This is a genomic window from Polaromonas sp. (genome assembly GCF_039932935.1).
GTDB lineage: Bacteria > Pseudomonadota > Gammaproteobacteria > Burkholderiales > Burkholderiaceae_C > Polaromonas.
In genome coordinates, this window is the sequence record NZ_JBDTPB010000071.1 from 18,794 (window position 1) to 43,164 (window position 24,371).

The window sequence follows — 24,371 nt, forward strand, 5'->3', positions numbered from 1 at the left end:
AAAGGACTTTTTGGATGCAAGACCTTAATGACATGCTGTATTTCGCCGAGGTGGTGGAGCGGGGCGGCTTTGCCGCCGCAGGGCGGGCGCTCGGGCTGCCCAAGTCACGCCTGTCGCGCCGGGTGGCCGAGCTGGAGGCCCGGCTGGGCGCGCGCCTGTTGCAGCGAACCACCCGCAAGCTGTCGCTGACCGAGGTCGGTGAGATCTTTTTGCGCCATTGCATCGCCATGCGCGAAGAGGCCATGGCCGCCTCGGAAGCCGTGGCGCAAATGCAGGTTGAGCCGCGCGGCACCGTTCGCATCACCTGCCCGGTCACCCTGGCGCAAGGCGCGGTGGGTTACCTCGTTCCTCGCTTCCTGGCGCTGCACCCCAAGGTAAAAATTGATATGCGTGTGACCAACCGGGCCGTGGACCTGGTGGAAGAGGGCATCGACATTGCGCTTCGCGTGCGCCCCACGCTGGACGACAGCGGCAGCCTGATCGTAAAAAACCTGGGGTCCAGCGCGGGGCACCTGCTGGCCAGCCCGGATTTGCTGCGGCGCCAGGGCACGCCGGAAACTCCCGACGATTTGCGAAAGCTCGACACCGTGGCCATGTCCTGGGTCGACGGCCGCGCCTCCTGGAGCCTCGTAGGCCCCGACAAGCAAGAGTACGTGCTGCAGCACCAGCCCCGTTATGTGGCCGATGATCTGCAAACATTGAAGCTGGCCCTGCTGGCCGGCACCGGCATGGGCTTCTTGCCGGAATCCCTGAGTGTGGCCGAGCTGCAAGCGCAGCTGCTGGTGCGCGTGCTGCCGGGCTGGTCGCTGCGCTCCGGCGTGGCCCATGCGGTGTTCACCTCACGGCGCGGGCAGATTCCGGCGGTCCGGAGTTTTCTGGACTTTCTGGGGGAGCACATGCGGGGCGAGGCGTTGATCTGACGGGGTTTGAGCGCCTTGGGTGCTATTGATTTAATAGCTGGTGGCGCTCATCGTTATTGGGTTTGAATCGGTTTCTCATGCCCGAAATACCGTCAAAACAGCGAAAACAGGGTGTTTGAAAGCGGCTGGGGCAGGTTCAGACGGGTAAATACGCCGTTGAAAGCCCGATTTAGCCCCATTTTTTATGAAGAATGTGGCTGCAGGCCAATCGGGATGGGCGCAAGAAGCTATCAAAACTGTAGCGTTTGTTCCCCTCCCGGCGGCCGGCCCGCTCAGGCCGCCAGGCTCAACACTGTCTTGGCCAGCGCCTGCGCACGCGGCACCAGCGTGTCGAGGCAGCAGTATTCGTTATCGGTATGCGCCTTCGCGCCCACCGGGCCGACGCCGCACAGCGTCGGAATGCCCAGCGAGGCGGTGAAACCCGCGTCGGAACAACCGCCTGTGGCTTCACCGGCAACGTCGAAGCCGACCAGGGCCGCGCTGGCTTTGTAGCGCTGCATCAGGTCGCTGCTGGCTTCAGGCTCCAGGGGCAGCGACTCCGACATTTGCGTGATGCGGATGGTGGTGCCCGGCACACCGGGTGCGGCGGCCAGGGCGTGGATGCTGGCGAATACGGCTTCGCGCTCGGGCAGGGTGCGAAAGCGCACGTCCAGCTTGGCCTGCGCGGCGGGCGCCACGGTGTTGGTCGACATGCCGCCGCTGATGAGGCCGACATTGGTGGTGATGCCGCAGCTGTAATCGGTCAAGGCATGCAACGCGGTCACCAGGTGCGCCAGGGCGCCGATGGCGCTGGCGCCGTCGGCGTGGTTCATGCCCGAGTGCGCGGCGCGGCCGGTGACTTCGATCAAAAAGGTGGCGCCGCCCTTGCGCTCGGTGACCAGGTTGCCGCTGACGCGGCCGGGCTCGGAATTAAAAACCGCCCGCGCGCCGCGTGCATGGGTTTCGATGGCGATGCGGCCGTTCTGCGAGCCGATTTCTTCGTCGGCCGTGAAGAGGCCCAACACGGGGAATGGCAGCGGCTGCAGCTTTTGCAGCGCCATCATCACAAAACATTGCAGCACCAGGCCGGACTTCATGTCGGACACGCCGGGGCCGTAGCCGCGCTCGCCCTCCACGCGCCAGGGCCGCTGGGCCACGGTGCCGGTGGGGAACACGGTGTCGCGGTGGCCCATCAAAACCACCGGCGCTGCCGCGGCTTGCGCACCCGGCAGGCGTGCCAGCAGCACGTCGCCTTCGGCGACATCCCCGCGGTGTTCGGCGTGTATGCCGGCGGCTTGCAGCCAGCCCGCCATGGCCTGTGCCACGCGGTCGGTGCCCGGCTTGTCGTGGCTGCTGGAGTCGATGTCGACCAGCGTGGCCAGGGCCGCCTGCATGGCGGGGCGCTGGCCGGCCAGCCATTCGGTGGCGGCGCAGGTTGGCGGCTGCACGGCGGTGACCGCGGCGACGGCGGCGGTCATGCGCACTCCTCCATCACGCCGGCACCTTCTTCGGCCAGGTCCCAGAACATGCCGGCCATGATCTGCAGGGATTCGCGGGTGGTGTCCACCAGGATGTGTTCGTTGGGTGCGTGCTGGGAGCAGGCGGGGTACGAATGCGGCACCCACAGCGTGGGCAGGCCCAGCGTTTCAGAAAACACGTCGTTCGGCAGCGAACCGCCCAGGTTGGGCAGCAGGGCCGGGCGGCGGCCGGTGCTGCGCTCGATGGATGCCATGCCCCAGCGCACCCAGGCGTTGTCGGGGTCCAGGCGGGTGGCGGCCATGTGCACGTCGGTGCCGCGCACTTCCACATCGTCAAAGCCATGGGCCAGCAGGTGTTGGCGGATGTGCGCCAGAAAATTCGCCGGCTCGCTGCCCACCACATAACGCATGTGGCAATGCGCGCGCGCTTCGGCCGGAATGGCATGCACCGGCATGGCGGGGTTGCCGGTGGTGAAGGCCAGCACCTCCAGGCTGTTCCAGCCGATCACGCGTTCGGCTGGCGACAGGCCTGGCTCGCCCCATTCGGGATCGATCTCGGGGTCGTTCGGGCCGCCGCCGACTTCGATGTCCTGCAGCGCAGTACGCACGCTGGCCGGGATGGCGGTGGGCAGCAGGCCGGGCACCAGGATGCGGCCGCGGGCGTCCACCAGACTGGCAATTGCATGGGCCAGGCGGATTCCGGGGTTGCGCAAAAGGCCGCCCCAGTTGCCCGAATGGTGGCCGCCGTCGCGCAGCTTGAGGTGCAGGTCAAAGTTGAAGACACCGCGCGAGCCGAGAAACAGCGTGGCGCGGGACGCCGACACGCGCGGGCCGTCGGAGGCCAGGAACAGGTCGGCCGCCAGCGCATCGCGGTGCTGGGCGCACACCTCGTTCAGGCCCGGTGAGCCGTCTTCTTCACCCATTTCCAGGATGATTTTCACGTTGTAGCCCAGACGCCTGCCGCGCACGGCCAGCACCTGTTCCAGCGCGGTCAGGTTGATGGTGTGCTGGCCCTTGTTGTCGGCCGTGCCGCGGCCGTACCAGCGGTTGCCGTCCACCACGATCTTCCACGGGCTCAGGCCCTCGCGCCACTGGGCGTCGTAGCCGCGCACCACGTCGCCGTGGCCGTAGGTCAGTACGGTAAAAGCGGCGCCGGGCTCGATGCGTTCGGCCAGCAGGAAAGGGCTTTTTCCGGGCATCGGGTTGTCGACGATGCGGCAGGCAAAACCCAGTTCCTTGAGCTTGGGTGTGATTTCGTTCTGCAGGTAGGCGTGCAGGATGGGGCCGCTGGCGGCATCCTGGCTTTCGGTTTTGTAGGCAACGCGGCGGTCCAGCGTTTGCTGGAAACGCCCGTCGTCGAAACAGGCCAGGGTTTGGGCCACGGCTTGGGTACGGCTCATGAGGGGTCCTTGAAATTGAATGGCAATTGAAATTGAAATTGAAATGGAAGTTGAAATGGGGAAGTAAAACGTCAGGCGATGGCTTCGCTGGCGATGTCCGGCACACCCAGCCCGGGCTCGGGCGTGAGGGCCGAGGCCAGCAGCATGCGGGTGTAGGGGTGCTCAGGCCGGGCAAAGACCTGCTCGCGCGTGCCCAGCTCGACGATCGCGCCGCTGTGCATCACCGCCACGCGGTCCACCAGGTGCTCGACCACGCCCAGGTCGTGGCTGATGAAGAAGTAGGTCAGCCCGAACTCGGCCTTCAGGTCCAGCAGCAGGTTCAGGATCTGCGCCTGCACCGACACGTCGAGCGCCGAGGTCGGCTCGTCGCAGATCAGGATGTCGGGGCGCAGCACCAGCGCCCGGGCAATCGCCACGCGCTGGCGCTGCCCGCCCGAAAGCTGGTTGGGGTACTGGCTGTGCGTGCGCTCGGGCATGCCGACCAGGTCGAGCATTTCGCGCACCTTGCGCTGCTGCTCCTGGGCGGTGCCCACCCGGTGCAGGGCCAGCGGCACACCGACGATGCCTGCCACCGTGCGGCGCGGGTTCAGCGACGAATACGGGTCCTGGAAGATGGGCTGGATGTGGCGTGCGAAGGCACGGCGCTGGCGGCTGTCGACTTCCTTGCCGTTGATCAGCACATTGCCGGAGGTGGGCTGCAGCAGCCCCAGCAGCATCTTGGCCAGGGTGCTTTTGCCGCAGCCGGACTCGCCGACCAGGCCCAGGGTTTCACCTTTGCGGATGCGCAGGGAGACGTTGTCCACCGCCCTGATTTCGCCGGGCGCCGTGAACAGCCCGCGCTTGAGTTTGAAGACGCGGCTGAGCGCGCACAACTCCAGCGCGATGTCTTCGCTACCGCCCGGGGACGTTGCCAAAGAGGTGTTGTCGTTCATGCAGCCTCCGCCAGCAAGGGTGAAGCCGCAACGCAGCGCACGGCGTGCCCGGCATCCAGCGCCACATAGGGCGGGGTGGCGGCGCAGCCCGCCTGCACCTGGTTGCAGCGGTTGGCAAACGCACAGCCCTCTACCTTGCCCACCAGGCTGGGCACCACACCCGGGATGGCCTGCAGGCGGCTGCCGGGCAGGGTTTTGCCGCGCACCGGAATGCAGTTGAGCAGCCCGCGCGTGTAGGGGTGGGCAGGGTGGGCGAACAGCTCGGCCACGGGGGCGGTTTCTACCACCTCGCCCGCATACATCACGGCCACGCGGTCGGCGATGCGCGCCACCACGCCGAGGTCGTGGGTGATGAAGACAACGGCGGTGCCGAACTCTTTTTGCAACTCGCGGATCAGCCGCAGGATCTGCGCCTGGATGGTCACGTCCAGCGCAGTGGTGGGCTCGTCGGCAATGATCAGGTCCGGCTCGCACATCAGGGCCATGGCAATCACCACGCGCTGGCGCAAGCCGCCCGAGAGCTGGTGCGGGTACTGGCGCAGACGGTCTGCGGCCTGCGGCACGCCCGCGCGCTCGAGCAGGTACAGCGCACGTTCACGCGCCTGGGCCATGCTGACCTTGCGGTGCGCGCGCAGCGCCTCGCACAGCTGGTCGCCCAGTGTGTACGACGGGTTCAGCGCCGTCATCGGCTCCTGGAAAATCATCGCCATGCGCGAGCCGCGCAGCACGGACATCTCCCGCTCGGGCAGGCCCTGCAGGTCCACACCGTCGAAGCGGATGTGGTCGGCGGTGCGCACCGCCTTGCGCGGCAGCAGGCCCATCAGCGCAAGCGACGTCATCGACTTGCCGCAACCGGATTCGCCGACCAGGCACAGCATTTCCCCGCGCTGCACCTGGAAGTCGATGCCGCGCACGGCATGCAGCATGCCGCCCGGGGTTGGCAGGTCGACACGCAGGTTTTTCACGTCCAGCAAAATTTCCATGGCGGTCCTCTTTCAGTTGCGGCCGTCGGGCGCGGTCAGGTCACGCAGGCCGTCGCCCACCAGGTTGATGGCCAGCACCAGCAGGGCCAGCACAACGCCGGGCACCAGGATGACCCAGGGCTGGAAGAACATGTAGGCCTTGCCTTCGGCCACCATCAGCCCCCACGACGGCGTGGGCGGCTGCACGCCCAGGCCCAGAAAGGAGAGGGTGGACTCCAGCAAGATCGCATGCGCCATCTCGAGCGTGGCCACCACGGTCAGCGGGCCCATCAGGTTGGGCAGCAGCTCGCGCACCAGGATGTAGGGGGTGGACGCGCCGAGGGCTTTGGCCGCGGCGATGAACTCGGCATCGCGCAGCTGCTGCGTGGCCGAGCGCGTCACGATGGCAAAGCGGTCCCACAGCAGCAGGCCCAGCAGGATGATGACCACCTGCAGCGAGCCGCCGATGAGAGAGGCTGTGGCCAGTGCCACCAGCACCACCGGCATGGCCAGCCGGGTGGTGATGATGTAGCTGACCACGGCGTCGGTGCGGCCGCCAAAATAGCCCGCCAGCACGCCCATGGTGGTGCCGATCAGGCCGGACACCAGCGCCGCGACCAGCCCGATGCCCAGCGAAACGCGTGCGCCGTACAAAAGGCGGCTCAGGTAGTCGCGTCCCAGCTTGTCGGTGCCGAAGACGTGGTCCCAGCTGCCCTTGTCGTGCCAGAACGGCGGGATCAGGCGCTGGGTCACGTCTTGTGCATACGGGTCATGGGGGCTGAGCCAGGGTGCGAACAGGGCGGCCACTACGGCGACGCCCAGCAGGATGCTGCCCAGCATCATTCCGCGGTGGCCCAGCACACGCCGCAGGCTGCGCCGCCAGGCGGGGATGGGCGGCAGGGGCATGGGCAGGGCTGGGGCCGGCGCGGCGGAAACGGTCAGGGAAGGAGCGTTCATGGTGAGGTCCTAGCGCGTGCGCATGCGGGGGTCGAGTGCGGCGTTGAAGACATCCGCCAGAAACGTCAGCCCGATGTAGAACACGGCGATGATCAGCACCACGGCCTGCACCACGGGGTAGTCGTTGCGCGAGATCGAGTCCCAGGCGAGCTGGCCCAGGCCCTGCATTGAATAGACCGACTCAATGACGACCGAGCCGCCCAGCATGAAGCCGAGCTCCACGGCCGCCAGGGCGACGACGGGAATGATGGCGTTGCGCAAGGCGTGCTTGAACACCACGCGCGCCGGGCTCAGGCCCTTGGCGCGCGCGGTGCGGATGTAGTCCGCGCCCAGCACGTCGAGCATGCCCGCGCGGGTCAGGCGCATCAGCGACGGCATGGCGTAGTAGCCCAGCGCAACGGCCGGCAACACAAAGTGCTGCCAGGTGGTGTTGCCCGCAACGGGCAGCCAGTGCAAACCGACGGCAAAGAGCAGGATCAGCGTCAGGGCAAACCAGAAGTTGGGCATGGCCTGGCCGACCACCGCCACCATCAGGGCCAGCCGGTCTATCCAGGTGTCGCGGTAGACGGCGGCCAGCACGCCCAGCGGAATCGCCACCGACACAGCCAGCAGCAGGGACACGGCGCCCAGCTTGAGCGTGATCGGCAAGCGCTCGCCGATCAGTTCCATCACGGTGTTCTGGAAGAAGAACGAGCGCCCGAAGTCCAGGTGCAGCGCGCTCCACAGCCAGTCAAAAAACTGGGCGGCAAGCGGGCGGTTCAGGCCGTACTGGACGCGCACTTCCTCGACGGCCGCGGCATTGGCCTCGGCGCCGGCGATGGAAGCCGCCAGGTCACCGGAAAGGTGCAGCAGCATGAAGCTGACGACGGCCACCGTCAGCATGACGCTCAGGGCCACCAGAAAGCGGCGGAATATGTATTGCAGCATGGGGGAGTACCCGGTTTGTTGCGACAGGGGCCGGGGCCACGCGGTCAGCCGGCCGTGCAGCGCATGGCCGGCCTGCGGTGGCCCATCGGGCTATTTCCAGCTGGCCTGGACGAAGCGCGGCAGTTCATCCGCATGCGCCGTGAATTTCAGGTCCGGCGTGAAGGCGTAGTTGGTCGAGTAGGAAAACATGGGCGCCATGTAGGCTTGCTCGCTGATGCGCTGCAGGGCCTGCGCGTATTTCTTCTTGCGCTCGGTTTTGTCCACTGTGCTGTCGGCGGTTTTCAGCAGCGCGATCACCTGCGGGTCTTTGGCCGTGTCGTCCGGGCCGCCTTCAAAGTAGTTGCCGACAAACGCGGACGCGTCGTTGATGGAAAACGATCCCCAGGACTGGAAGGTCAGGGGCGCGCGGCCCGAGTAGATTTCGGTGCGCAGCACCGGGTACTGCACAAAATGCAGGCGCGCGCGTATGCCCACCTTGCGCAGGTCGCCCACCATGGCTTCGGCATATTCGCGCTCGCGGTAAGCCCACAGGTCGGTGTCGAAACCGTTGGGGTAACCCGCAGCCGCCAGCAGTGCCTTGGCCTTGGCCGGGTCATAGGTGTACTTCACCTCTTTCTCGGTCTCGCAGCCGAACTGGGTGCGAAAGCACGGCGAATACACCGGCTGGCTGCCGCCGCGCACCAGGCTGTCGGCCAGGCCCTTGCGGTTGATGGCGTGGTTGACGGCCTGGCGTACGCGAATGTCCTTGAAGGGCAGGGCCTCCGGCGTGGTGCCGTTGCTGTTGATCGACATGAAACCCACGCGCATGGTTTCACCGCTCAGCACGGTGGTGTTGGGCCTGGACTTGAGCGACTCAGCCTGGTCCGACGGCACGCGCCAGATCCAGTCCACCGCGCCTGTCATCAGCTGGGCCACACGGGCTTCGGGGTCGCGGATCACCACAAACTTCACCGTGCCGATGTTCGGCTGGCCGGCCGGGCTGTCCTTGAAGTAGGCGGTGTTCTTCACCATGGTCACGCCCTGGCCCGGCACCACGGCGGTGATCTTGTAGGCGCCGGTGCCAATGGGCGCCTTGCTGTAGCCCTCCAGGCCCACCTTCTTCATGTAAGCGGCGGGGTAGATCGGCGTGGGGCCGGCCAGGTAGTCCATCGCGGCCGGAAACGGCGCCTTCAAATTGATGCGGACCTGGTAGTCGCCGAGCTTTTCGACGTTTTTGATCCAGCCCGTGTTCTGGCGGGTGGCGATCTTGGCCTCCGGCGCCGTCACCACATTGAAGGTGTAGGCCACATCGTCGGCGCTGAACTTGTCGCCGTTGTGGAAGGTGACGCCCTGGCGCAAGGTGACCAGCAACGCGGTGGCGGATTCCCATTTCCAGGCGGTGGCCAGCTGGGGTTTGAACTCACCGGTTTTGGGGTCCCGGTAGACCAGCGTGTCCCAGGCCAGGTTGGCCAGGATCACTCCTTCGCGCATGTTGTTGTGGTAGGGGCTCACGTTCTCAACCTCGCTGTCCGAGGCGTAGATCAAGGTGTCGTTGGCTTTGCCGGCATGGGCGGAAGTCAGGCCGGCACCAAAGGCCGCAAGCACAAAACTCTGACGCACCATCGTGGTGAAAAATTGCTTCATAAAAGTCCTTCGTCATGGCGTGGGGAGTGGAGACGGCTCATTCTGCGCAAGAACCAGACCGAAAGACCATTCCATGCATTAGAGAATATGTATGATTGCGTTGCCGAATCGGCAATGCTTTGGTTGCCCATGCCCAACAGCTCCGCCATCACCCGACGCCCATGACTCTTTCTCCCCAGGTTGCCCGTCAATTGCAGGACACCGCGCTGCGCTACTTCCTGGAGGTCGTGCGCTGCGGCTCCATCAGCGAAGCCTCCCAGCGCCTGAATGTCGCGGGGTCTGCCATCAGCCGCCACATCGCGCACCTGGAAGACCTGCTGGGTGCGACGCTTTTTGACCGCCATCCGAGGGGCATGGTGCCCAGCGCCGCCGGGGAGATGCTGGCCGTGCACGCGCTCAAATCGGCGCACGACTCGGAGCGCGTGGTGCATGAGATCCAGGCGCTGCAGGGCATGCAGCGCGGGCGGGTGCGGCTGGCCTGCACCGAAGGTTTTGCAATGGAGTTCCTGCCCAAGGCCATCGGCGACTTCATGAAGACGCATCCCGGCATCCAGTTTCATCTGGGTGCGCACCCCCCGGCGGAATGCTCGCGCCGCGTCCTGCATGGCGATGCCGACATCGCCCTTACCATGAGCCGCACGCCCGAAAGCGGCATTCAGGTAGAGCACCTGCAGCCGTCCCCGGTGATGGCGGCCATGCGCTTTGACCACCCGCTGACCCAGTTCAAACAGATCAACCTGAAGCAGCTGCTGGCCTATCCGATCGTGCTGCCGGAAACAAACACCACCGTGCGGCAGCTGTTTGACATTGCCTGCAGCCTGCAGGGCCTGACCGTCTCGCCGGTGCTGACCAGCAACTACGTCAGCAGCCTGAACGACTTTTTGCGCCATTACCCGGAAAGCGTCACGATTGCGGGCGAAATATCGGTGCGCTACAAGGTCCAGCGCGGCGAGTTTGCCTGCATACGCCTGCGCGACCGCGGCCTGGACTTGCGCAATGTCGAAGTGCAGACGGCCACGGGCCGCACGCTGTCGCGGGCGGCGCAGGCCTTTCTCGTGCACCTGAAGACGGAGCTATCGGGTTCACCGGCCTGAGCTGCCAACGCGGGCCATGGCTGCCGGATGAAGGGCAGCGCCCATGAGACCCGTGCCCCGTTACCCCGTTACCCCGTCGCTATCAATAAGATAGCTGCTTGCGCTCGCTCTTATTGGGCTGGAGGCAATTCTTATGCTTGAAAACACGTCAAAACACCTTGAATGAGAGTGTTTGCACTGTGCTTTGACGCTGCCAGGCGGCTTCCGGCGCGGCTTTTAAGGATAAAACTGGTCAGAACCCGAATAGCGCCGTGCGCAAGCAGCTATTAAAAACATAGCATCGAAAAAACCAATTTCTTGAATCGTTATTCGTTTATCGAGATAAATTAAGAGCGATATATTCTTTTGAGTTTTAACGCTTGCTCCCCACAATGCATGAATCTGCAACCAAGGAGCACAGCATGACCACTCTCAGACTCGGCGACACCGCCCCCGATTTCACCCAGGAGTCCACCGCCGGCAAGATTTCCTTTCACCAGTGGGCTGGCGATTCCTGGGTGGTGCTGTTTTCGCATCCCGCAGACTTCACGCCCGTCTGCACCACCGAACTCGGTAAAACCGCAGCCCTGGGCGGTGAATTTGCCAAACGCAACGTCAAGCCCATCGCCATCAGCGTGGATGCGCTGGAATCCCACGGCAAGTGGATCGACGATATCAACGAGACGCAAAACACCACGGTGAATTTCCCCATCCTGGCCGATGCCGACCGCAAGGTGGCCAACCTGTACGACATGATCCATCCGAACGCCCTGAGCACCGGCCCCACGGCCACCGTGCGCAGCGTGTTCATCATTGACCCGAAAAAAGCCATCCGCACCACGTTTACCTATCCTGCCAGCACGGGCCGCAACTTCGACGAAATCCTGCGCGTCATCGACTCGCTGCAGCTGACCGACGGCTACAAGGTGGCCACGCCGGTGAACTGGAAAGACGGCGACGACGTGATCATCGTGCCCAGCCTGCAGGATCCGGCCGAACTCGCCCAGCGTTTCCCCAAGGGTTTCAAGGCCGTCAAGCCTTACCTGCGTATCACGCCGCAACCGAATAAATGATGCCCCCACGCTTGTCACTGCGTGTACTGCGCGAGGCCTTGCAGGCCGCGGCTTGCGAGACGCTTCGCCTCTGTCGCCTGTCCAAACCTGCTCAAGCAGGTTTGGAGTCGCAGGCTCCAGCCCCTCGGGGGCGCTGCGCCTGCGGCCCGGCAAAGCCGGTTCCGCGGCCCCTGCTGGCACAGGACATATAGCGTGCGTTTCATCATCGTCCCTGGCTGGCGCGACTCGGGCCCCGGCCACTGGCAAAGCCTGTGGGCCGAACGCCTGCGCAATGCGGTGCGCGTGCGCCAGGACGACTGGATCACGCCTTCGCGCAAGGCCTGGGTCGCGTCGCTGGCCAACACCATCGCGCTGCAAGACGAGCCGGTCGTGATCGTGGCGCACAGCCTGGGCTGCATTGCCACGGCGCACCTGCCGCCTGAGGCGGTAGAGCGTATTCACGGCGCTTTGCTGGTGGCGCCGGCAGATCCGGAGCGCCGTGCCGTGCTGAGCGACTTTGCGCCCGTGCCGTATCAAAAGCTGCCTTACCGCAGCGTGCTGGTGGCCAGCAGCAACGACGCTTACTGCCCGGTGCGGCTGGCGGGCGCCTATGCGCGTGCGTGGGGTAGCGAGTTCGTGCGCATGCAGGATGCCGGCCACATCAATATCGAATCGGGCCACGGCGAATGGCCACTGGGCATTGCGCTTTTGCAGTCGCTGGCAGGCGACGCATCCCTGACGGCACCTCATCTTGATTTTTCTTCTTCGGCTCATTCTTCGTCTTCTTCTTTTGGCTCCCTGGAAACGGCATGACTTTCTCAAAACTCAAAATCGGCCTCGCCACTCTGGCATTGGCCGCGGGCGCCTCATTCACCGGCACGGCTTCGGCACAGACGCTTCTCAATGGTTCGTATGACGTGGCGCGCGAGTTTTACAAGGAATACAACGCAGCCTTCATTGCCCACTACAAAAAGACCAAAGGCAAGGACATCAAGATTGACCAGTCGCACGGCGGCTCCAGCGCCATTGCACGCTCCGTGGCCGATGGCCTCGATGCCGACGTCGTGACCATGAATACGTCGACCGACGTGGACTTCCTGGCTGGCGCCGGCGTGGTCGCCAAAGACTGGACCAAGAAGTTTCCGGACAACGCATCGCCCACCACGTCCACCATGCTGTTCCTGGTGCGCAACGGCAACCCCAAGGGCATCAAGGACTGGGACGATTTGATCAAGCCCGGCATCCAGGTCATTCTGGTCAACCCGAAAACCGGCGGCAACGGCCGCTACGCCTACCTGGCCGCCTGGGGCTATGCCAGGAAGAAGGGCGCGACAGACGCGCAGGCCGCCGAGTTCGTCGGCAAGCTCTACAAAAACGTGCCGGTGCTGGGCAAGGGCGGGCGCGACGCGACCACCGTGTTCCTGCAACGCAATATCGGCGATGTGCTGATCACGTTCGAATCTGAAGTGCTGTCGGTGAACAAGGAGTTTGGCGAAGGCAAGGTCGATGCGGTGTATCCGTCCATCAGCATCGTGGCGGAAAACCCGGTGGCGGTGGTGGAGCGTACCGTGGCCAGGAAGGGCACGGCCGACCTGGCCAAGGCCTACCTGAACTATCTTTATTCAGACGAAGGCCAGGAAATCGCCGCGCGCCACGCGTCGCGCCCGCGTTCACAGGCCATCCTGAAAAAATACGCCAGCACCTTCAAACCGCTGCAGCTCTTCACGGTGCAAGACGTGTTTGGCAGCCTCGGTGAAGCGCAAAAAGTGCACTTCAACGACGGCGGCCAGTTCGACAAGCTGTACACCGTCAAGTAAACCGCACGACTATGACTGCCTTGTCTTCTGTGGCGCCGCCTTCCGCGGTGGCGCCGGGTGTGCCTGCGGGTAACAAAAGAGCTGCCAGACGAGTCTTGCCGGGCTTCCGTCTGACGCTGGGCTATACCGTCCTGTACCTCAGCCTGATCGTGCTGATTCCGATCTCGGCGCTTTTTTTCAAGACATTCACGCTGAGCTGGGACCAGTTCGTCATGGCGGTGACTTCGCCGCGCGTCCTGGCTTCGTATCGCCTCACGTTTGGTGCCTCGCTGATTGCCGCCCTGGTGAACCTGGTGTTTGGCCTGCTGCTGGCCTGGGTGCTGGTGCGCTACAAATTTCCAGGAAAAAAGATCGTTGATGCGTTGGTAGACCTGCCTTTTGCGCTGCCCACGGCCGTGGCTGGCATTTCGCTCACGGCCTTGCTCGCCGGCAACGGCTGGATCGGACAGTACCTCGAGCCCATGGGCATCAAGCTGGCCTTCACACCGGCCGGCGTGGTGATCGCGCTGATCTTCATTGGCTTGCCTTTCGTGGTGCGCACGGTGCAGCCGGTGCTGGAAGACGCCGAGAAAGAACTCGAAGAAGCCGCGACCTCCCTGGGCGCCACACGCCTGCAGATTTTCACCAAGGTCATCCTGCCGCACATCACGCCCGCGCTGCTCACTGGCTTTGCCATGGCGTTTGCGCGGGCCATCGGTGAGTACGGCTCGGTCATCTTTATCGCCGGCAACATGCCCATGATTTCTGAAATCACACCGCTCATCATCATCGGCAAGCTCGAGCAATATGACTACGCCGGAGCGACGGCCGTGGCGGTGGTGATGCTGCTGGTGTCGTTCGCCTTGCTGCTGGTCATCAACGGCCTGCAGGTCTGGCAGCGCCGCAACGCAGGGGCACCAGCATGAGCGGCCCGTTGAATCAACCTGTTCGCCGTGTCGCGTCCAGTACGACCGAATCCCCGTGGGTGCGCTACACGCTGATCACGGTGGCGCTGGCGTTTGTCGTGCTGTTTCTGATTCTTCCTCTGGCCGCCGTGTTCACGGAAGGCTTGCGCAAAGGCTTTGGCGCCTACATTGCCGCATTGCAGGAACCCGATGCCTGGTCAGCCATCCAGCTCACCCTGATTGCCGCCGCAATTGCCGTGCCGCTGAACCTCGTGTTTGGCGTGTCCGCCGCCTGGGCGATTGCCAAGTACGAGTTCCGCGGCAAGTCAGTCTTGACGACCCTGGTGGACTTGCCGTTCTCGGTTTCGCCCGTGGTGGCCGGCCTGATTTACGTGCTGATCTTCGGCGCGCAGGGCTGGTTCGGGCCGTGGCTCCTGGCGCACGACATCAAGATCATTTTTGCCGTGCCCGGCATTGTGCTGGCCACCGTGTTCGTGACTTTTCCCTTCATTGCGCGGGAGCTGATTCCGCTGATGCAGGCACAAGGCAACGACGAAGAGCAGGCCGCCATTGTGCTGGGTGCCACCGGCTGGCAGACCTTTTGGCATGTCACGCTGCCCAACATCAAATGGGGCCTTATCTACGGCGTGATTTTGTGCAACGCACGCGCCATGGGAGAGTTTGGCGCGGTGTCGGTGGTGTCGGGCCACATTCGGGGGCAAACCAACACGCTGCCGCTGCACGTGGAAATTCTTTACAACGAATACCAATCAGTGGCCGCGTTCGCCGTGGCCTCACTGCTGGCCATCCTGGCATTGGTCACGTTGGTGATCAAGTCGGCGGCCGAATGGCGCCATGAAGCAGAAATGAAAGCAGCGGCAGATCTGCCGCCCGAACGTCCGCGTGCGCCGGCGGGAACCGCCACGGCCGCCGGCTAAAAGGAAGACATCATGAGCATCGAAATCCGCAACGTCAGCAAACATTTTGGCGACTTCCAGGCACTGGGCGATGTGAGCCTGGACATTGAGTCAGGCGAACTGGTCGCCTTGCTCGGCCCCTCGGGCTGCGGCAAGACCACGCTGCTGCGTATCATTGCCGGCCTGGAAACAGCCGACCGCGGCAGCATCCTCTTCAGCGGTGAAGACACCACCGACGTGCATGTGCGAGAGCGCCAGGTCGGGTTCGTCTTTCAGCACTACGCGCTGTTCCGCCACATGACGGTGTTTGAGAACGTCGCCTTTGGCCTGCGCGTCAAGCCGCGCGGCCTGCGGCCCAGCGAAGCGCAGATCAAGGAAAAGGTGCATTCCTTGCTCAACCTGGTGCAGCTCGACTGGCTGGCTGATCGCTTTCCGTCGCAGCTCTCAGGCGGGCAACGCCAGCGCATTGCCCTGGCGCGCGCGCTGGCGGTGGAGCCCAAGGTGTTGCTGCTCGACGAGCCCTTTGGCGCACTTGACGCCAAGGTGCGCAAAGAGCTTCGCCGCTGGCTGCGTCGCCTGCACGATGACCTGCATGTCACCAGCATTTTTGTGACGCACGACCAGGAAGAAGCCCTGGAAGTGGCCGACCGCGTGGTGCTGATGAACCAGGGCAAGGTCGAGCAGATCGGCTCGCCGCAACAGGTGTGGGACCACCCGGCCAGCCCATTTGTCTACGGCTTCCTGGGCGACGTCAATTTGTTCCACGGCCGTGCGCACGAAGGAGAGGTACAGCTGGAAGGCATGCGCCTCAATTCACCCGAACATGCCGGCGCGCAGGATGCCAAGGCCTTTGCCTATGTGCGCCCGCATGACCTGGACGTGCAGCGCTACGCACCGGGCGCCGAAGGTATCGTCGCCCACCTGGAACGCGCCATCGTCATCGGCCCCATCGCACGGCTTGAGCTGGTCCCCGCAGAAGGTTACGAACAAAAGGGCAATGTGTCGGGCGACTCGATCATCGAAGCTCAGATGCCTTCCCAGCAATTTGCCGACATGGGTTTGCACGAGGGCGACATGCTGGTGGTGACGCCGCGCAAGGCTAGGGTGTTTGTGGAGGGGTGAGGTTGGAGTTGAGCGGAGCGCAACATTAGCGGCGAAGCAGCATCTTAATGTTGCGTTCTCACGTTGAGCGACATGTTAGACCGTGCTGGCATCGAGGCATCTCTGAATTACTAAGGGACTGTTTGCTACGACCAAGTTTGAGCATAGCTGAACCATCTTCCAATTGAAGCGGTTGACTACCCCTGCAGGCCAAATTGCACCAGAACTGATTGCAATGTGGCCATCCTCATGTTTCGGAATAGGAAGAATTTCAGTTGGATCGTTTACTTGGTTTGCGTATTCGGGATGTCGCATCAAAAGCGCCTTGTTGGCGCTCAGAGGAAAGAACACCTTAGTGCCCGCCAGCCCGATTCCTGCTTCAGCTGGTGGTGGTGCTGCAGGGTTGTAAAGTGATAGTGGACTATCGGTAGTCACAAACGATGCTCCATCACCTGCTGTCACAACTTCCCATTCCATCGCTCCAAACCAAGGTGATAGTGTTCCGATGGAGAAGCGCTGTAGTCAAATCGAGCGGCATCCTTGATCTCAAGCTTGACCTTGCCCGAGGCGATTGCTGTGACTGCATCCAGCGGCGCAAGCCTCAGGATGAGTTCACGCATCAGGGCCTTTCCCATTTCGGCTTGTCTTGGCACTCGGATGCGTTGAACTTCGAAGTAAGTAAGCAAGTTGGCGATATCTTGGGCGTCCAACTCTTCTGGCACTGAGTGGAGTTTGTCGATTGCATTTTTTGCCTCTGCCTCCAACCACTCGCCCAGTTGTGTCTCCAAGAAGTTGGGATCAACTCCTTCTGGCGCCCACTCTTGCCGGTAGTAGGAGTTAATCTTCATTACCTCCTTCGGGCGTTGCTTCCTCAATTCCTTTGCCGCTCGGTCATAAACGTGTAGGAAGCCTTGAGCATCCACGAATCGTGCGAGGTACGACTGCGGAACATAGTGGTGATTCTTAGCCCGGGTCCCCATACCGTCTGATGTTAGATGTAAACGGCGATCAGTGGAGCCTCTTCGTTCACTGCCTCGCGCCAAACCTCAGTGCCGACCTGGCCCGCGCCCGTTCGGCTTCCACCTCTCGATTGCGCGGTTCGGCGTTGGTCACCAGTGAGCGGATGAGAACCCGTGCAGAGGCCGCAACCTCTTCAACAGCGCGCTCGAACGCGGCTTCGTTGGCCTTGGACGGCACATTGAAGCCGCTGAGCTTTCTGACAAACTGCAGCGAAGCGTCACGGATTTCCAGCTCTGTGGCCGGCGGTTCGAAGTTGAACAAGGTCTTGATGTTGCGGCACATGCCGGCTCCTTGAGGCGAAAGATTTCCCGTTGAAATGCCGACGGCGGCGGCGGGCTTTGCTTACCCGGCCGGTTTGATCACCACCGACTCGGCCGAAGCCACAAAAGGCCCATGGTAGACCGCTTCGATGTTGTTGCCGTCCGGGTCCAGCACAAATGCGCCGTAGTAGCCTGGATGGTATTTTCGCTCGCCCGGCGCGCCGTTGTCGGTGCCACCGGCGGCGAGGGCAGCTTCGTAAAAGGCTTTGACGGCCGCCTGATCCTTCGCCTGGAAAGCCAGATGAACATGTGAGACGGCGCCGTCGGCTTTGTCTATCCACAGTTCGTCGGCGGAAAAGTGGTCGTCGGCTTCCTGGATGGCGTCGGCCTTGCCCAAGGACTGCAGCACGGCGCGGTAAAAGCGCTTGCTGGCCGCCAGGTCATGGGCACGCAGGTGGATGTGGTCGATGAGGCGACCGCGGTGGATTTCCATCATGAGGTCTCCAAAAATCTTCAGTTCTGAAAATCTACGCCCGCCGGGTTGCCTCACCTGTAGGACAAATACTGGCAAAGGGGTGACGAGAGGAGGGCGAGGAAGCGGCGAAAAATCCGCCCTGCATGCATTGCTGAAGGGAACTTATCCCGCCCCAAACGCCCGAACCCCTGGACAATTCATAATCCATTCATAAAAAAGAGGGCTTCCCTGATGTTTTTGACGTATTTCGACGCCATGCCGCGTCGCGTGCTGGCGCTGATCGCCGTGGCCTGCGTGGCCATGCTGGCTTTTGGTCTGTACCTGCAGCATGTCGTGGGCCTGGAGCCTTGCCCCATGTGCATCGTGCAACGCTATGCGCTGGTGCTGGTGGCCGTGGTGGCGGGCGTGACGGCCATCGCCAAAAGCCGGGGCTTGTTGATCACCGGCTCGAGCCTGATGGTGCTGCTGTCGGGGTTTGGCGCTTTTGTGGCGGCACGGCAAAGCTTTCTGCAGTGGTACCCGCCTGAAATCGCCTCCTGCGGCCGCGACTTCTACGGAATGATCGAAACCTTTCCGCTCAAGCGCGCCATTCCCATGATCTTCAAGGGCAGCGGCGACTGCACCAAGATCGACTGGACCTTTCTGAGCCTGTCGATTGCCAACTGGTCTTTCCTGTGCTTTGCCGCGATTGTGGTTGTGGGCTTGATGCTGATGGCCCGCCAGCTGCGCAAACACTGAATCGACCGCATCGCCGGTTTGGCGTTGCATTGTCTCCGGCCGGCGCATGTTATTTTTCACCTGAAAAGGGGATGGTGCCAGCCGCGCGCCATGACTAGACTGAATATCCAGTCGCCGGTTTTACCGGAAGGTCAGTTCATCAACATTGCCGCGCTGCGGCAAAAGGATGGTCCCCATGGCAGCAGGAAGGGTGTTATCGCGCTTTGGCTTTCCGGTCCTGGCAAGTGCCGGTACCGCTGCCAGCGCCTATTACCTGGCAAACCAGCCGGTGGTGCCGGTCAAGTTCTCAACGTGGAGAAACACGACGGATCCAAAACAGGCAGAACACATGACCGTCAAATACGGGCGGGGTTCGTGGGGCCATTACGAGGATTTCCGGATGGGCAGCGGCCCACCCCGTACGGATTTGCCAAAGTTTGGCGCCGTGAACAAACTGACGGGCATAGACGAGTCCAAGCCTTACTCGAACCTGGCCTATGGCAGCCATACACCGACCGAGCACAGGGACCGCTTCCTGGCGCGTCCGGCCCTGAAAAGCGATGTCGATAAGGGGCGGGATTACCGCTATGACTCCAAGGAAGCGATGCGTGCAAAGGTGTCGGTGTTCGAGCTCTGGAAGCTCAAGCAGATGACGAGCGAACGCCAGCAGCACGGCGTGTTCCATCTGTACGGCGAGGCATCCGACCCCTACACGACGCGGTGCATGACGCACATTGAAACGCTGGCCAGTGTCCGTGGCCAGAAGCTGTCCCCAGACAACCCTTCAAAGGTGGCGCACCAGTTTCATGAACTCAACCCCTCCAGCACCGAGAAGCCCAAGCTGAAAACCTACTCGGTAGAGGGCGTTCAGCGCCCTGGCAATGTGCCGGTCGGCACCCCGGTCAAGAACCACTCCGGCACGCTGGACAAGGCGTATTGGGAGGCGGCCAACAAGGGCGCCCACAACGTGGGCCGGCCACCCCCGCCCAAACTCTAGGCGCGCGAACAGGGGCACTGCCGGCAAGCGCGCTGCCTCTGATTGGCAGAGAGGTGTCGATTTCCCCGGCAGCTCCCCCGGTGGGCAATTCTCGACTGGGGTACCCGGGTTTCACGCAGGTTGGCGGGTCGTTGAATCAGTCATATACTGTACGTAAATACAGTACTGCCGGCTTGACCCGGACCACCTTCCATGCCCACCCTCACTGCAACGCCCAGCGCTTTGCCGGACTTTGCCGACGCCCTGAATGCCCATGTATGGCGTGCCGGCGAGCTGGGCAGCGCGAGTGTGCAGACGGTCGCCACGGGCTATGCCGCGCTCGACCAGGCCTTGCCGGGCGGTGGTTGGCCGCAGGGCGCACTGGTCGAGTTGCTGCTGCCGCAAGCCGGCCAGCACGAATGGGGTCTGCTGGCGCCTGGCCTGGCCCGTGCCCTCAACCAGCCGGCCACGCCCGATGAACCGGGTGCGCAGCTGACCGCGCTGGTCGGCGCCCCTTACCTGCCTTTTGGCCCGGCACTGGGTGCGCGCCAGATCGACATGCGGCGGCTCATCAGCATTCACGGCAAGCCGGGCAACGCACCCTCGCTGCTGTGGGCTGCACGCGAGGCGCTGCTGTGCGCCGATGTGGCCGCGGTGCTGGCCTGGCTGCCCGATGCACGCAGCGCCCACCTGCGCCGCCTGCAGATTGCCGCGCATGCGCACCACAAGCTGCTGTTCGTCTTTCGGCCCTTGCGGGCGCAAAACGAGTCATCACCTGCGCCGCTTCGCCTGCTGCTGGAAGGCGCCGTGGAAGAGGGCGGCAACCTGCGGGTGCATGTCGTCAAGCGCCGCGGGCCTCCATTGACGGCCCCCTTGTTGCTCGACACCCGTGCGCCGCGCCTTGCCGCCTTGATGCTTGCCAGCCGCGAGCGCGCGCGCCTCAAGCGCGAAGAAACCGCGCCGCTTTTCCTGCCCGTTACCTCACCCTTGAGTCCCGTCCATGCGCTGCTGGATCGCATTGCACACCTCGATCACCACTGAGCCCGCCGCCGCCAAGGTGGGGCCCATGGACGAGGCCACTGCCCGGCGCGCGGTGGCCAGCCTGGCGCTGGGCTTCACGCCGCGGGTGGCGCTGGTCGATGAAGCGGTGCTGATGGATGTGACGGGCAGCCTGCGCCTGTTTGGCGGCTTGGCCAGGTTGATGGCCTTGCTGGACGCACGGCTGGCAGCATTTTTTGAGGCGAATCGGGCTGCAGCCAACACAAAACGGGCGCAAGGCGCTACATCATTGATAGCACTTGGGCGGCTTCGCCTGCAAGCTGAAACCCCTGGTGCGGTGAAAAAACGCGTCGCCGACCTGCCCATGCACACCCTCAGCGCCGTGCTGCCGCACCATGCGGTGCTTGAGCGCATCGGTTGCCGCACCTGGGACGACCTGCTGCGCCTGCCGCGTGACGGCGTGGCCCGGCGCTTTGGCGCTGAATTGCTGGCCGCGCTGGACCGAGCCCGCGGCAGCGTGGCCGACGACTACGAATGGCTGGTACTGCCCGAATCGTTTGAAGAAAAAATCGAGCTCGAAGCCCTTGCCACCCATGGGCCCGAGCTGATGGCCGGGGTGGAGCGCCTGCTGGCCAGCTTGCAGGCCTGGCTGCTGGGCCGGCAAAGCGGCCTGAGTGCGCTGCGCCTGACCTGGCACCTCGACAAACGCCGCTTCGATTCGGCACACATGCCACCCACTGGCGAGCTGGAAATCCGCACCGCGAACCCTGCGCAGGACTTGCGCCACATGGCGCGGCTGGTATCTGAACACCTGGCGCAGCAGCAACTGCCGGCGCCGGTACACAGCCTGACCTTGCAGTCGCTGGCAACCGAGCTGCTGGTGGATTCCGCGGCCGCCACCGCCAGCCTGCTGATGCAAGCGCAGCACCAGGGCGACAGCGCGGTCGAGCTGGTCGAGCGCCTGAGCGCGCGCCTGGGCGATGGCAGCGTGCAGGCCTGGGAGCCCTGCGCCGACCACCGGCCCGACCACATGCAGCGCTGGGTGCCCGCCAGGGGTGCTATTAAATCAATAGCTGCTGCCGCACGCCAGCAAAGGGCTACAGGCCTGAAACATGCTCAAAAAGGCCGAAAAAAGGCTTCTCTGGCCAGTTTGAACGCTCCCCATGCTGCCCCCCAAGTCAAAGTCGACGCCCTTTATCCCAGCTGGCTGCTGCCCGAGCCGCAGCGCCTGGCGACCGAAGGCAACAGCCCGGTCTATCAGGGCCGGCTGACACGCATGGCCGGCCCGCAGCGGCTGGAGGCCACCGGCTGGCTGGCGCCCAGCGAAGGCGCCTACCGCGCGCATGCAGAGCGACACACACCGCCCACCATGCGCGACTACTACATCTACCGCAGCGAGCAGGGCAGCCTGCTGTGGATTTACAGCGTGCGGCTCGAGCTGCCGGCCTCTGAGGGCTCGTCCGTGATGCTCAAACGGCAGCACTGGTACCTGCACGGTTTTTTTGCCTGAGGCGCAGCGATGCTTTCCGAAACCCTCACCCAGGCGCTGACAGGCGGCTTCCAGTTGCCCGAGTACGCGGAACTGCACGCGTTGAGCAACTTCAGCTTCCAGCGCGGTGCCTCGCATGCGCATGAGCTGGTGGTGCGCGCGGCCGAGCTGGGCTACCGCGCCATCGCCATCACCGATGAATGCTCGGTGGCCGGCGTGGTACGCGCGCATGAGGCGGCCAAACAGCAGGGCTTCAAGCTTTTGCCGGGCGCGGAATTTCTGGTGAGGGCCAAGGATGGAAGTGAAGCCTTTCGCCTGGTGGTGCTGCCGCACAATGCCGCCGGTTGGGGCAACCTGTGCGAGTTCATCACCACGGCCCGGCAACTGGATGACAGGGTTGAAAAGGGCGACTACCGCGTCGTACTGGGCGAAACGGATTTTTCGGTGCTGGTGCATTGCGAAATATTGCTGTCACCCTTGCCCGGCGCCATTGACACCGATGCGCTGTGTACCCATGCGCAGTCGGCAGTGGACAGTTTCGGCGGCCACACCTGGTTGGCCGTGGAGCTGCAGCAGGGCATGGACGACGCCTTGCGGCTGTCACAACTGCGTGAAGTTGCGCGGCACACCGGCATTGTGCTGGTGGCGGCCGGCAACGTGCTCATGCATGTGCGCTCACGCAAGCCGCTGCATGACGTGCTCACTGCCATCAAGCTGGGCTGCACCGTGCATGAATGCGGCTTTGCGCTGCAGGCCAATGCCGAGGCGCACTTGCGCCAGCGCATGAGGCTGGCCGAGGTGTATCCGCGTGATTTGCTGCGCGCCACGCTGGAGGTTGCCGGGCGGTGCCACTTCAATCTCGATGAAATCCGTACGCTCTACCGCTACCCGCAAGACGACATCGTGCCGTACACCGAAACCCCGGCGCATTGCCTGCGGCGCCTGGCCTGGCAGGGCGCGCACAAGCGCTACCCGCAAGGCATTCCGCACAAGATCAGGCGGCAGGTGGGCAAGGAGCTGGCCCTGATCGAGGAACTCGGCTACGAGATGTACTTCATCACGGTGCATGACATCGTGCGTTTTGCCCGCAGCGAAAAAATTCTCTGCCAGGGGCGTGGCTCGGCCGCCAACTCGGCCGTCTGCTACTGCCTTGAAGTCACCGCCATTGACCCCTCCGAAAGCAAACTCCTGTTCGAGCGCTTCATCAGCCGTGAACGCAGGGAGCCGCCCGACATTGACGTCGACTTCGAGCACGAGCGGCGCGAAGAAGTCATCCAGTACATCTATGAAAAATACGGCCATGACCGCGCCGCCATTGCGGCCACCGTCATCAGCTACCGCTCGCGCAGCGCCGTACGCGACGTGGGCAAAGCCCTGGGCATAGACCCTGCCACGGTGGAGCTTTATGCCAAAGAGCATTTCTGGTTTGACGGCAGCAAGGTGCTGGAAGAAAAAATCCGGGAGGCCGAGGCGCAGGCCGACATCGGGCCTGTGTTGCAGTGGCTGGAGCTGTCACGCCTGCTGATGTCGCGGCATGCCAGCGCTGAAGATGAAATCGCTGAAGCCGACGACCGCAAGAAGCGCGAAAAAGACCGGCCGGCTTTTCCGCGCCACCTGAGCCAGCACGTGGGCGGCTTTGTGCTGACGCAGGGCAAGCTGACGCGCCTGGTGCCGGTGCAACCCGCGTCGATGCAAGACCGGCGCATCATCCAGTGGGACAAGGACGACCTGGAGGCCATCGGGCTGATGAAGGTGGACGTGCTGGCGCTGGGCATGCTGTCTGCTATCAGGCGCTGCCTGCAGATGGTGAACCAGACGCGGGGTAGCGACCTTGAAATGCACACACTCCCGCTGGAGGATGAGGAAACCTACGACATGATCTGCGAGGCCGACACAACCGGGGTTTTCCAGATCGAGAGCCGCGCCCAGATGTCCATGCTGCCGCGCCTGCAGCCGCGCAGCTATTACGACCTGGTGGTGGAAGTCGCCATCGTGCGGCCAGGGCCCATTCAGGGCGGCATGGTGCACCCCTACCTGAAGGCGCGTGAAATTGAGCGTGGCGGCGGCAAGGTGGTGCCTGAATACCCCGCGCTCAACCCCGCGCTGGAACGCACCCTGGGCATTCCCATTTTTCAGGAGCAGGTGATGCAGGTCGCCATGATTGCCGCCGACTTCACGCCCGGCGAGGCCGATGAACTGCGCCGGGCCATGGCCGCCTGGAAACGCAAGGGCGGGGTTGATAAATTCCACGGCCGGCTGGTCAATGCCATGGTGAAGAACGGCTACACGCTGGAGTTTGCCGAGCGCATTTTCAGCCAGATCCTCGGCTTCGGTGACTACGGCTTTCCTGAAAGCCATGCCGCCAGTTTTGCCAAGCTGGTGTATGTGAGCTGCTGGCTCAAGTGCCACGAGC

The 24,371-nt window shown here is 63.5% G+C and carries 24 protein-coding genes; 13 read left to right on the forward strand and 11 right to left on the reverse strand.

Translation table 11 applies throughout. The annotated features are described in order from the left end of the window. Positions 1-14 precede the first annotated feature (14 nt). Complete coding sequence (locus tag ABI546_RS12330; protein ID WP_348046881.1) at positions 15-920, forward strand: LysR substrate-binding domain-containing protein; 906 nt, start codon at positions 15-17, stop codon at positions 918-920. A gap of 272 nt (positions 921-1,192) precedes the next feature. Here the strand turns inward: ABI546_RS12330 and ABI546_RS12335 are convergent, their stop codons facing one another. The 7 genes from ABI546_RS12335 to ABI546_RS12365 form a co-directional block, all read right to left on the reverse strand. After that, entirely contained in the window at positions 1,193-2,377 is a 1,185-nt protein-coding gene (locus ABI546_RS12335) for a M20 family metallopeptidase (RefSeq protein ID WP_348046882.1), read from the reverse strand. Further along, on the reverse strand, positions 2,374-3,777 hold the full coding sequence (locus ABI546_RS12340) for a M20 family metallopeptidase (protein WP_348046883.1): 1,404 nt from the start codon (positions 3,775-3,777) through the stop codon (positions 2,374-2,376). Before ABI546_RS12340 ends, ABI546_RS12335 begins: the two co-directional genes overlap by 4 nt. A 71-nt stretch (positions 3,778-3,848) precedes the next feature. Next, positions 3,849-4,709, reverse strand: coding sequence for an ATP-binding cassette domain-containing protein (locus tag ABI546_RS12345; RefSeq protein WP_348046884.1), 861 nt, complete (start codon positions 4,707-4,709; stop codon positions 3,849-3,851). Next, complete coding sequence (locus ABI546_RS12350) at positions 4,706-5,692, reverse strand: ABC transporter ATP-binding protein (protein WP_348046885.1); 987 nt, start codon at positions 5,690-5,692, stop codon at positions 4,706-4,708. Before ABI546_RS12350 ends, ABI546_RS12345 begins: the two co-directional genes overlap by 4 nt. Positions 5,693-5,704: 12 nt before the next feature. Further along, entirely contained in the window at positions 5,705-6,628 is a 924-nt protein-coding gene (locus ABI546_RS12355; protein ID WP_348046886.1) for an ABC transporter permease, read from the reverse strand. A gap of 9 nt (positions 6,629-6,637) precedes the next feature. Next, positions 6,638-7,555, reverse strand: a complete 918-nt coding sequence (locus tag ABI546_RS12360; protein ID WP_348046887.1) for an ABC transporter permease — start codon at positions 7,553-7,555, stop codon at positions 6,638-6,640. A 90-nt stretch (positions 7,556-7,645) separates the two neighbouring features. Beyond that, positions 7,646-9,157 carry an ABC transporter substrate-binding protein gene (locus ABI546_RS12365; protein WP_348046904.1) on the reverse strand — a complete coding sequence of 504 codons (1,512 nt, stop codon included), beginning with the start codon at positions 9,155-9,157 and terminating at the stop codon, positions 7,646-7,648. A 182-nt stretch (positions 9,158-9,339) separates the two neighbouring features. Between ABI546_RS12365 and ABI546_RS12370 the strand changes: the two genes are divergently transcribed. The 7 genes from ABI546_RS12370 to ABI546_RS12400 all read left to right on the forward strand — a co-directional run bounded on the left by ABI546_RS12370 (position 9,340) and on the right by ABI546_RS12400 (position 16,043). Then, entirely contained in the window at positions 9,340-10,272 is a 933-nt protein-coding gene (locus tag ABI546_RS12370) for a LysR family transcriptional regulator (RefSeq protein ID WP_348046888.1), read from the forward strand. Between the two features lie 401 nt (positions 10,273-10,673). Then, positions 10,674-11,324: a peroxiredoxin gene (locus tag ABI546_RS12375; protein ID WP_348046889.1), complete on the forward strand. Its 651-nt coding sequence runs from the start codon at positions 10,674-10,676 to the stop codon at positions 11,322-11,324. A gap of 192 nt (positions 11,325-11,516) precedes the next feature. After that, a complete protein-coding gene (locus ABI546_RS12380; RefSeq protein WP_348046890.1) occupies positions 11,517-12,116 on the forward strand; it encodes an alpha/beta hydrolase in 600 nt (199 codons plus the stop codon). Continuing rightward, the gene (locus tag ABI546_RS12385; RefSeq protein ID WP_348046891.1) at positions 12,113-13,120 is read left to right on the forward strand and encodes a sulfate ABC transporter substrate-binding protein; all 1,008 of its coding nucleotides are present in this window, start codon (positions 12,113-12,115) and stop codon (positions 13,118-13,120) included. Before ABI546_RS12380 ends, ABI546_RS12385 begins: the two co-directional genes overlap by 4 nt. Before the next feature lie 11 nt (positions 13,121-13,131). Beyond that, positions 13,132-14,025, forward strand: a complete 894-nt coding sequence (gene cysT / locus ABI546_RS12390; RefSeq protein ID WP_348046892.1) for a sulfate ABC transporter permease subunit CysT — start codon at positions 13,132-13,134, stop codon at positions 14,023-14,025. Further along, positions 14,022-14,942, forward strand: a complete 921-nt coding sequence (gene cysW, locus ABI546_RS12395; protein WP_348046893.1) for a sulfate ABC transporter permease subunit CysW — start codon at positions 14,022-14,024, stop codon at positions 14,940-14,942. Before cysT ends, cysW begins: the two co-directional genes overlap by 4 nt. A 12-nt stretch (positions 14,943-14,954) precedes the next feature. Next, complete coding sequence (locus ABI546_RS12400; RefSeq protein ID WP_348046894.1) at positions 14,955-16,043, forward strand: sulfate ABC transporter ATP-binding protein; 1,089 nt, start codon at positions 14,955-14,957, stop codon at positions 16,041-16,043. Positions 16,044-16,118: 75 nt separating this feature from the next. Here the strand turns inward: ABI546_RS12400 and ABI546_RS12405 are convergent, their stop codons facing one another. From ABI546_RS12405 to ABI546_RS12420, 4 genes are read right to left on the reverse strand one after another with little or no spacing between them, the layout of a single operon-like run. After that, a complete protein-coding gene (locus tag ABI546_RS12405; protein ID WP_348046895.1) occupies positions 16,119-16,499 on the reverse strand; it encodes a DUF4238 domain-containing protein in 381 nt (126 codons plus the stop codon). Further along, positions 16,481-17,002, reverse strand: a complete 522-nt coding sequence (locus ABI546_RS12410; RefSeq protein ID WP_348046896.1) for a DUF4238 domain-containing protein — start codon at positions 17,000-17,002, stop codon at positions 16,481-16,483. The genes ABI546_RS12405 and ABI546_RS12410 overlap by 19 nt, the downstream gene beginning before the upstream one ends. Positions 17,003-17,048: 46 nt before the next feature. Then, on the reverse strand, positions 17,049-17,324 hold the full coding sequence (locus ABI546_RS12415) for a DUF2277 domain-containing protein (RefSeq protein WP_348046897.1): 276 nt from the start codon (positions 17,322-17,324) through the stop codon (positions 17,049-17,051). Between the two features lie 60 nt (positions 17,325-17,384). Then, a complete protein-coding gene (locus tag ABI546_RS12420; protein ID WP_348046905.1) occupies positions 17,385-17,795 on the reverse strand; it encodes a VOC family protein in 411 nt (136 codons plus the stop codon). A gap of 213 nt (positions 17,796-18,008) precedes the next feature. Between ABI546_RS12420 and ABI546_RS12425 the strand changes: the two genes are divergently transcribed. From ABI546_RS12425 to dnaE, 5 genes are all read left to right on the forward strand, one after another. Beyond that, positions 18,009-18,515: a disulfide bond formation protein B gene (locus ABI546_RS12425; RefSeq protein WP_348046898.1), complete on the forward strand. Its 507-nt coding sequence runs from the start codon at positions 18,009-18,011 to the stop codon at positions 18,513-18,515. A 175-nt stretch (positions 18,516-18,690) separates the two neighbouring features. Beyond that, positions 18,691-19,491: a hypothetical protein gene (locus ABI546_RS12430; protein ID WP_348046899.1), complete on the forward strand. Its 801-nt coding sequence runs from the start codon at positions 18,691-18,693 to the stop codon at positions 19,489-19,491. A gap of 192 nt (positions 19,492-19,683) precedes the next feature. Beyond that, positions 19,684-20,511: a translesion DNA synthesis-associated protein ImuA gene (imuA, locus tag ABI546_RS12435; protein ID WP_348046900.1), complete on the forward strand. Its 828-nt coding sequence runs from the start codon at positions 19,684-19,686 to the stop codon at positions 20,509-20,511. Continuing rightward, positions 20,471-21,979, forward strand: coding sequence for a DNA polymerase Y family protein (locus tag ABI546_RS12440; RefSeq protein WP_348046901.1), 1,509 nt, complete (start codon positions 20,471-20,473; stop codon positions 21,977-21,979). The genes imuA and ABI546_RS12440 overlap by 41 nt, the downstream gene beginning before the upstream one ends. 9 nt (positions 21,980-21,988) lie before the next feature. Then, a partial coding sequence (gene dnaE / locus ABI546_RS12445) for a DNA polymerase III subunit alpha (protein ID WP_348046902.1) occupies positions 21,989-24,371 on the forward strand: 2,383 nt, incomplete at its 3' end.

Excerpts from the sequence above, each read along its gene's own strand:
- ABI546_RS12335 (WP_348046882.1), bottom strand. The coding sequence starts at position 2,377 with ATGACCGCCGCCGTCGCCGCGGTCACCGCCGTGCAGCCGCCAACCTGC.
- ABI546_RS12350 (WP_348046885.1), bottom strand. The coding sequence starts at position 5,692 with ATGGAAATTTTGCTGGACGTGAAAAACCTGCGTGTCGACCTGCCAACC.
- ABI546_RS12385 (WP_348046891.1), top strand. The coding sequence starts at position 12,113 with ATGACTTTCTCAAAACTCAAAATCGGCCTCGCCACTCTGGCATTGGCC.
- cysT (WP_348046892.1), top strand. The coding sequence starts at position 13,132 with ATGACTGCCTTGTCTTCTGTGGCGCCGCCTTCCGCGGTGGCGCCGGGT.
- imuA (WP_348046900.1), top strand. The coding sequence starts at position 19,684 with ATGCCCACCCTCACTGCAACGCCCAGCGCTTTGCCGGACTTTGCCGAC.
- ABI546_RS12365 (WP_348046904.1), bottom strand. The coding sequence starts at position 9,157 with ATGGTGCGTCAGAGTTTTGTGCTTGCGGCCTTTGGTGCCGGCCTGACT.
- ABI546_RS12355 (WP_348046886.1), bottom strand. The coding sequence starts at position 6,628 with ATGAACGCTCCTTCCCTGACCGTTTCCGCCGCGCCGGCCCCAGCCCTG.
- ABI546_RS12430 (WP_348046899.1), top strand. The coding sequence starts at position 18,691 with ATGGCAGCAGGAAGGGTGTTATCGCGCTTTGGCTTTCCGGTCCTGGCA.
- ABI546_RS12420 (WP_348046905.1), bottom strand. The coding sequence starts at position 17,795 with ATGGAAATCCACCGCGGTCGCCTCATCGACCACATCCACCTGCGTGCC.
- ABI546_RS12345 (WP_348046884.1), bottom strand. The coding sequence starts at position 4,709 with ATGAACGACAACACCTCTTTGGCAACGTCCCCGGGCGGTAGCGAAGAC.
- ABI546_RS12340 (WP_348046883.1), bottom strand. The coding sequence starts at position 3,777 with ATGAGCCGTACCCAAGCCGTGGCCCAAACCCTGGCCTGTTTCGACGAC.
- ABI546_RS12375 (WP_348046889.1), top strand. The coding sequence starts at position 10,674 with ATGACCACTCTCAGACTCGGCGACACCGCCCCCGATTTCACCCAGGAG.
- ABI546_RS12440 (WP_348046901.1), top strand. The coding sequence starts at position 20,471 with ATGCGCTGCTGGATCGCATTGCACACCTCGATCACCACTGAGCCCGCC.
- cysW (WP_348046893.1), top strand. The coding sequence starts at position 14,022 with ATGAGCGGCCCGTTGAATCAACCTGTTCGCCGTGTCGCGTCCAGTACG.
- ABI546_RS12360 (WP_348046887.1), bottom strand. The coding sequence starts at position 7,555 with ATGCTGCAATACATATTCCGCCGCTTTCTGGTGGCCCTGAGCGTCATG.
- ABI546_RS12415 (WP_348046897.1), bottom strand. The coding sequence starts at position 17,324 with ATGTGCCGCAACATCAAGACCTTGTTCAACTTCGAACCGCCGGCCACA.
- ABI546_RS12405 (WP_348046895.1), bottom strand. The coding sequence starts at position 16,499 with ATGGAATGGGAAGTTGTGACAGCAGGTGATGGAGCATCGTTTGTGACT.
- ABI546_RS12425 (WP_348046898.1), top strand. The coding sequence starts at position 18,009 with ATGTTTTTGACGTATTTCGACGCCATGCCGCGTCGCGTGCTGGCGCTG.
- ABI546_RS12330 (WP_348046881.1), top strand. The coding sequence starts at position 15 with ATGCAAGACCTTAATGACATGCTGTATTTCGCCGAGGTGGTGGAGCGG.
- ABI546_RS12410 (WP_348046896.1), bottom strand. The coding sequence starts at position 17,002 with ATGGGGACCCGGGCTAAGAATCACCACTATGTTCCGCAGTCGTACCTC.
- ABI546_RS12370 (WP_348046888.1), top strand. The coding sequence starts at position 9,340 with ATGACTCTTTCTCCCCAGGTTGCCCGTCAATTGCAGGACACCGCGCTG.
- ABI546_RS12400 (WP_348046894.1), top strand. The coding sequence starts at position 14,955 with ATGAGCATCGAAATCCGCAACGTCAGCAAACATTTTGGCGACTTCCAG.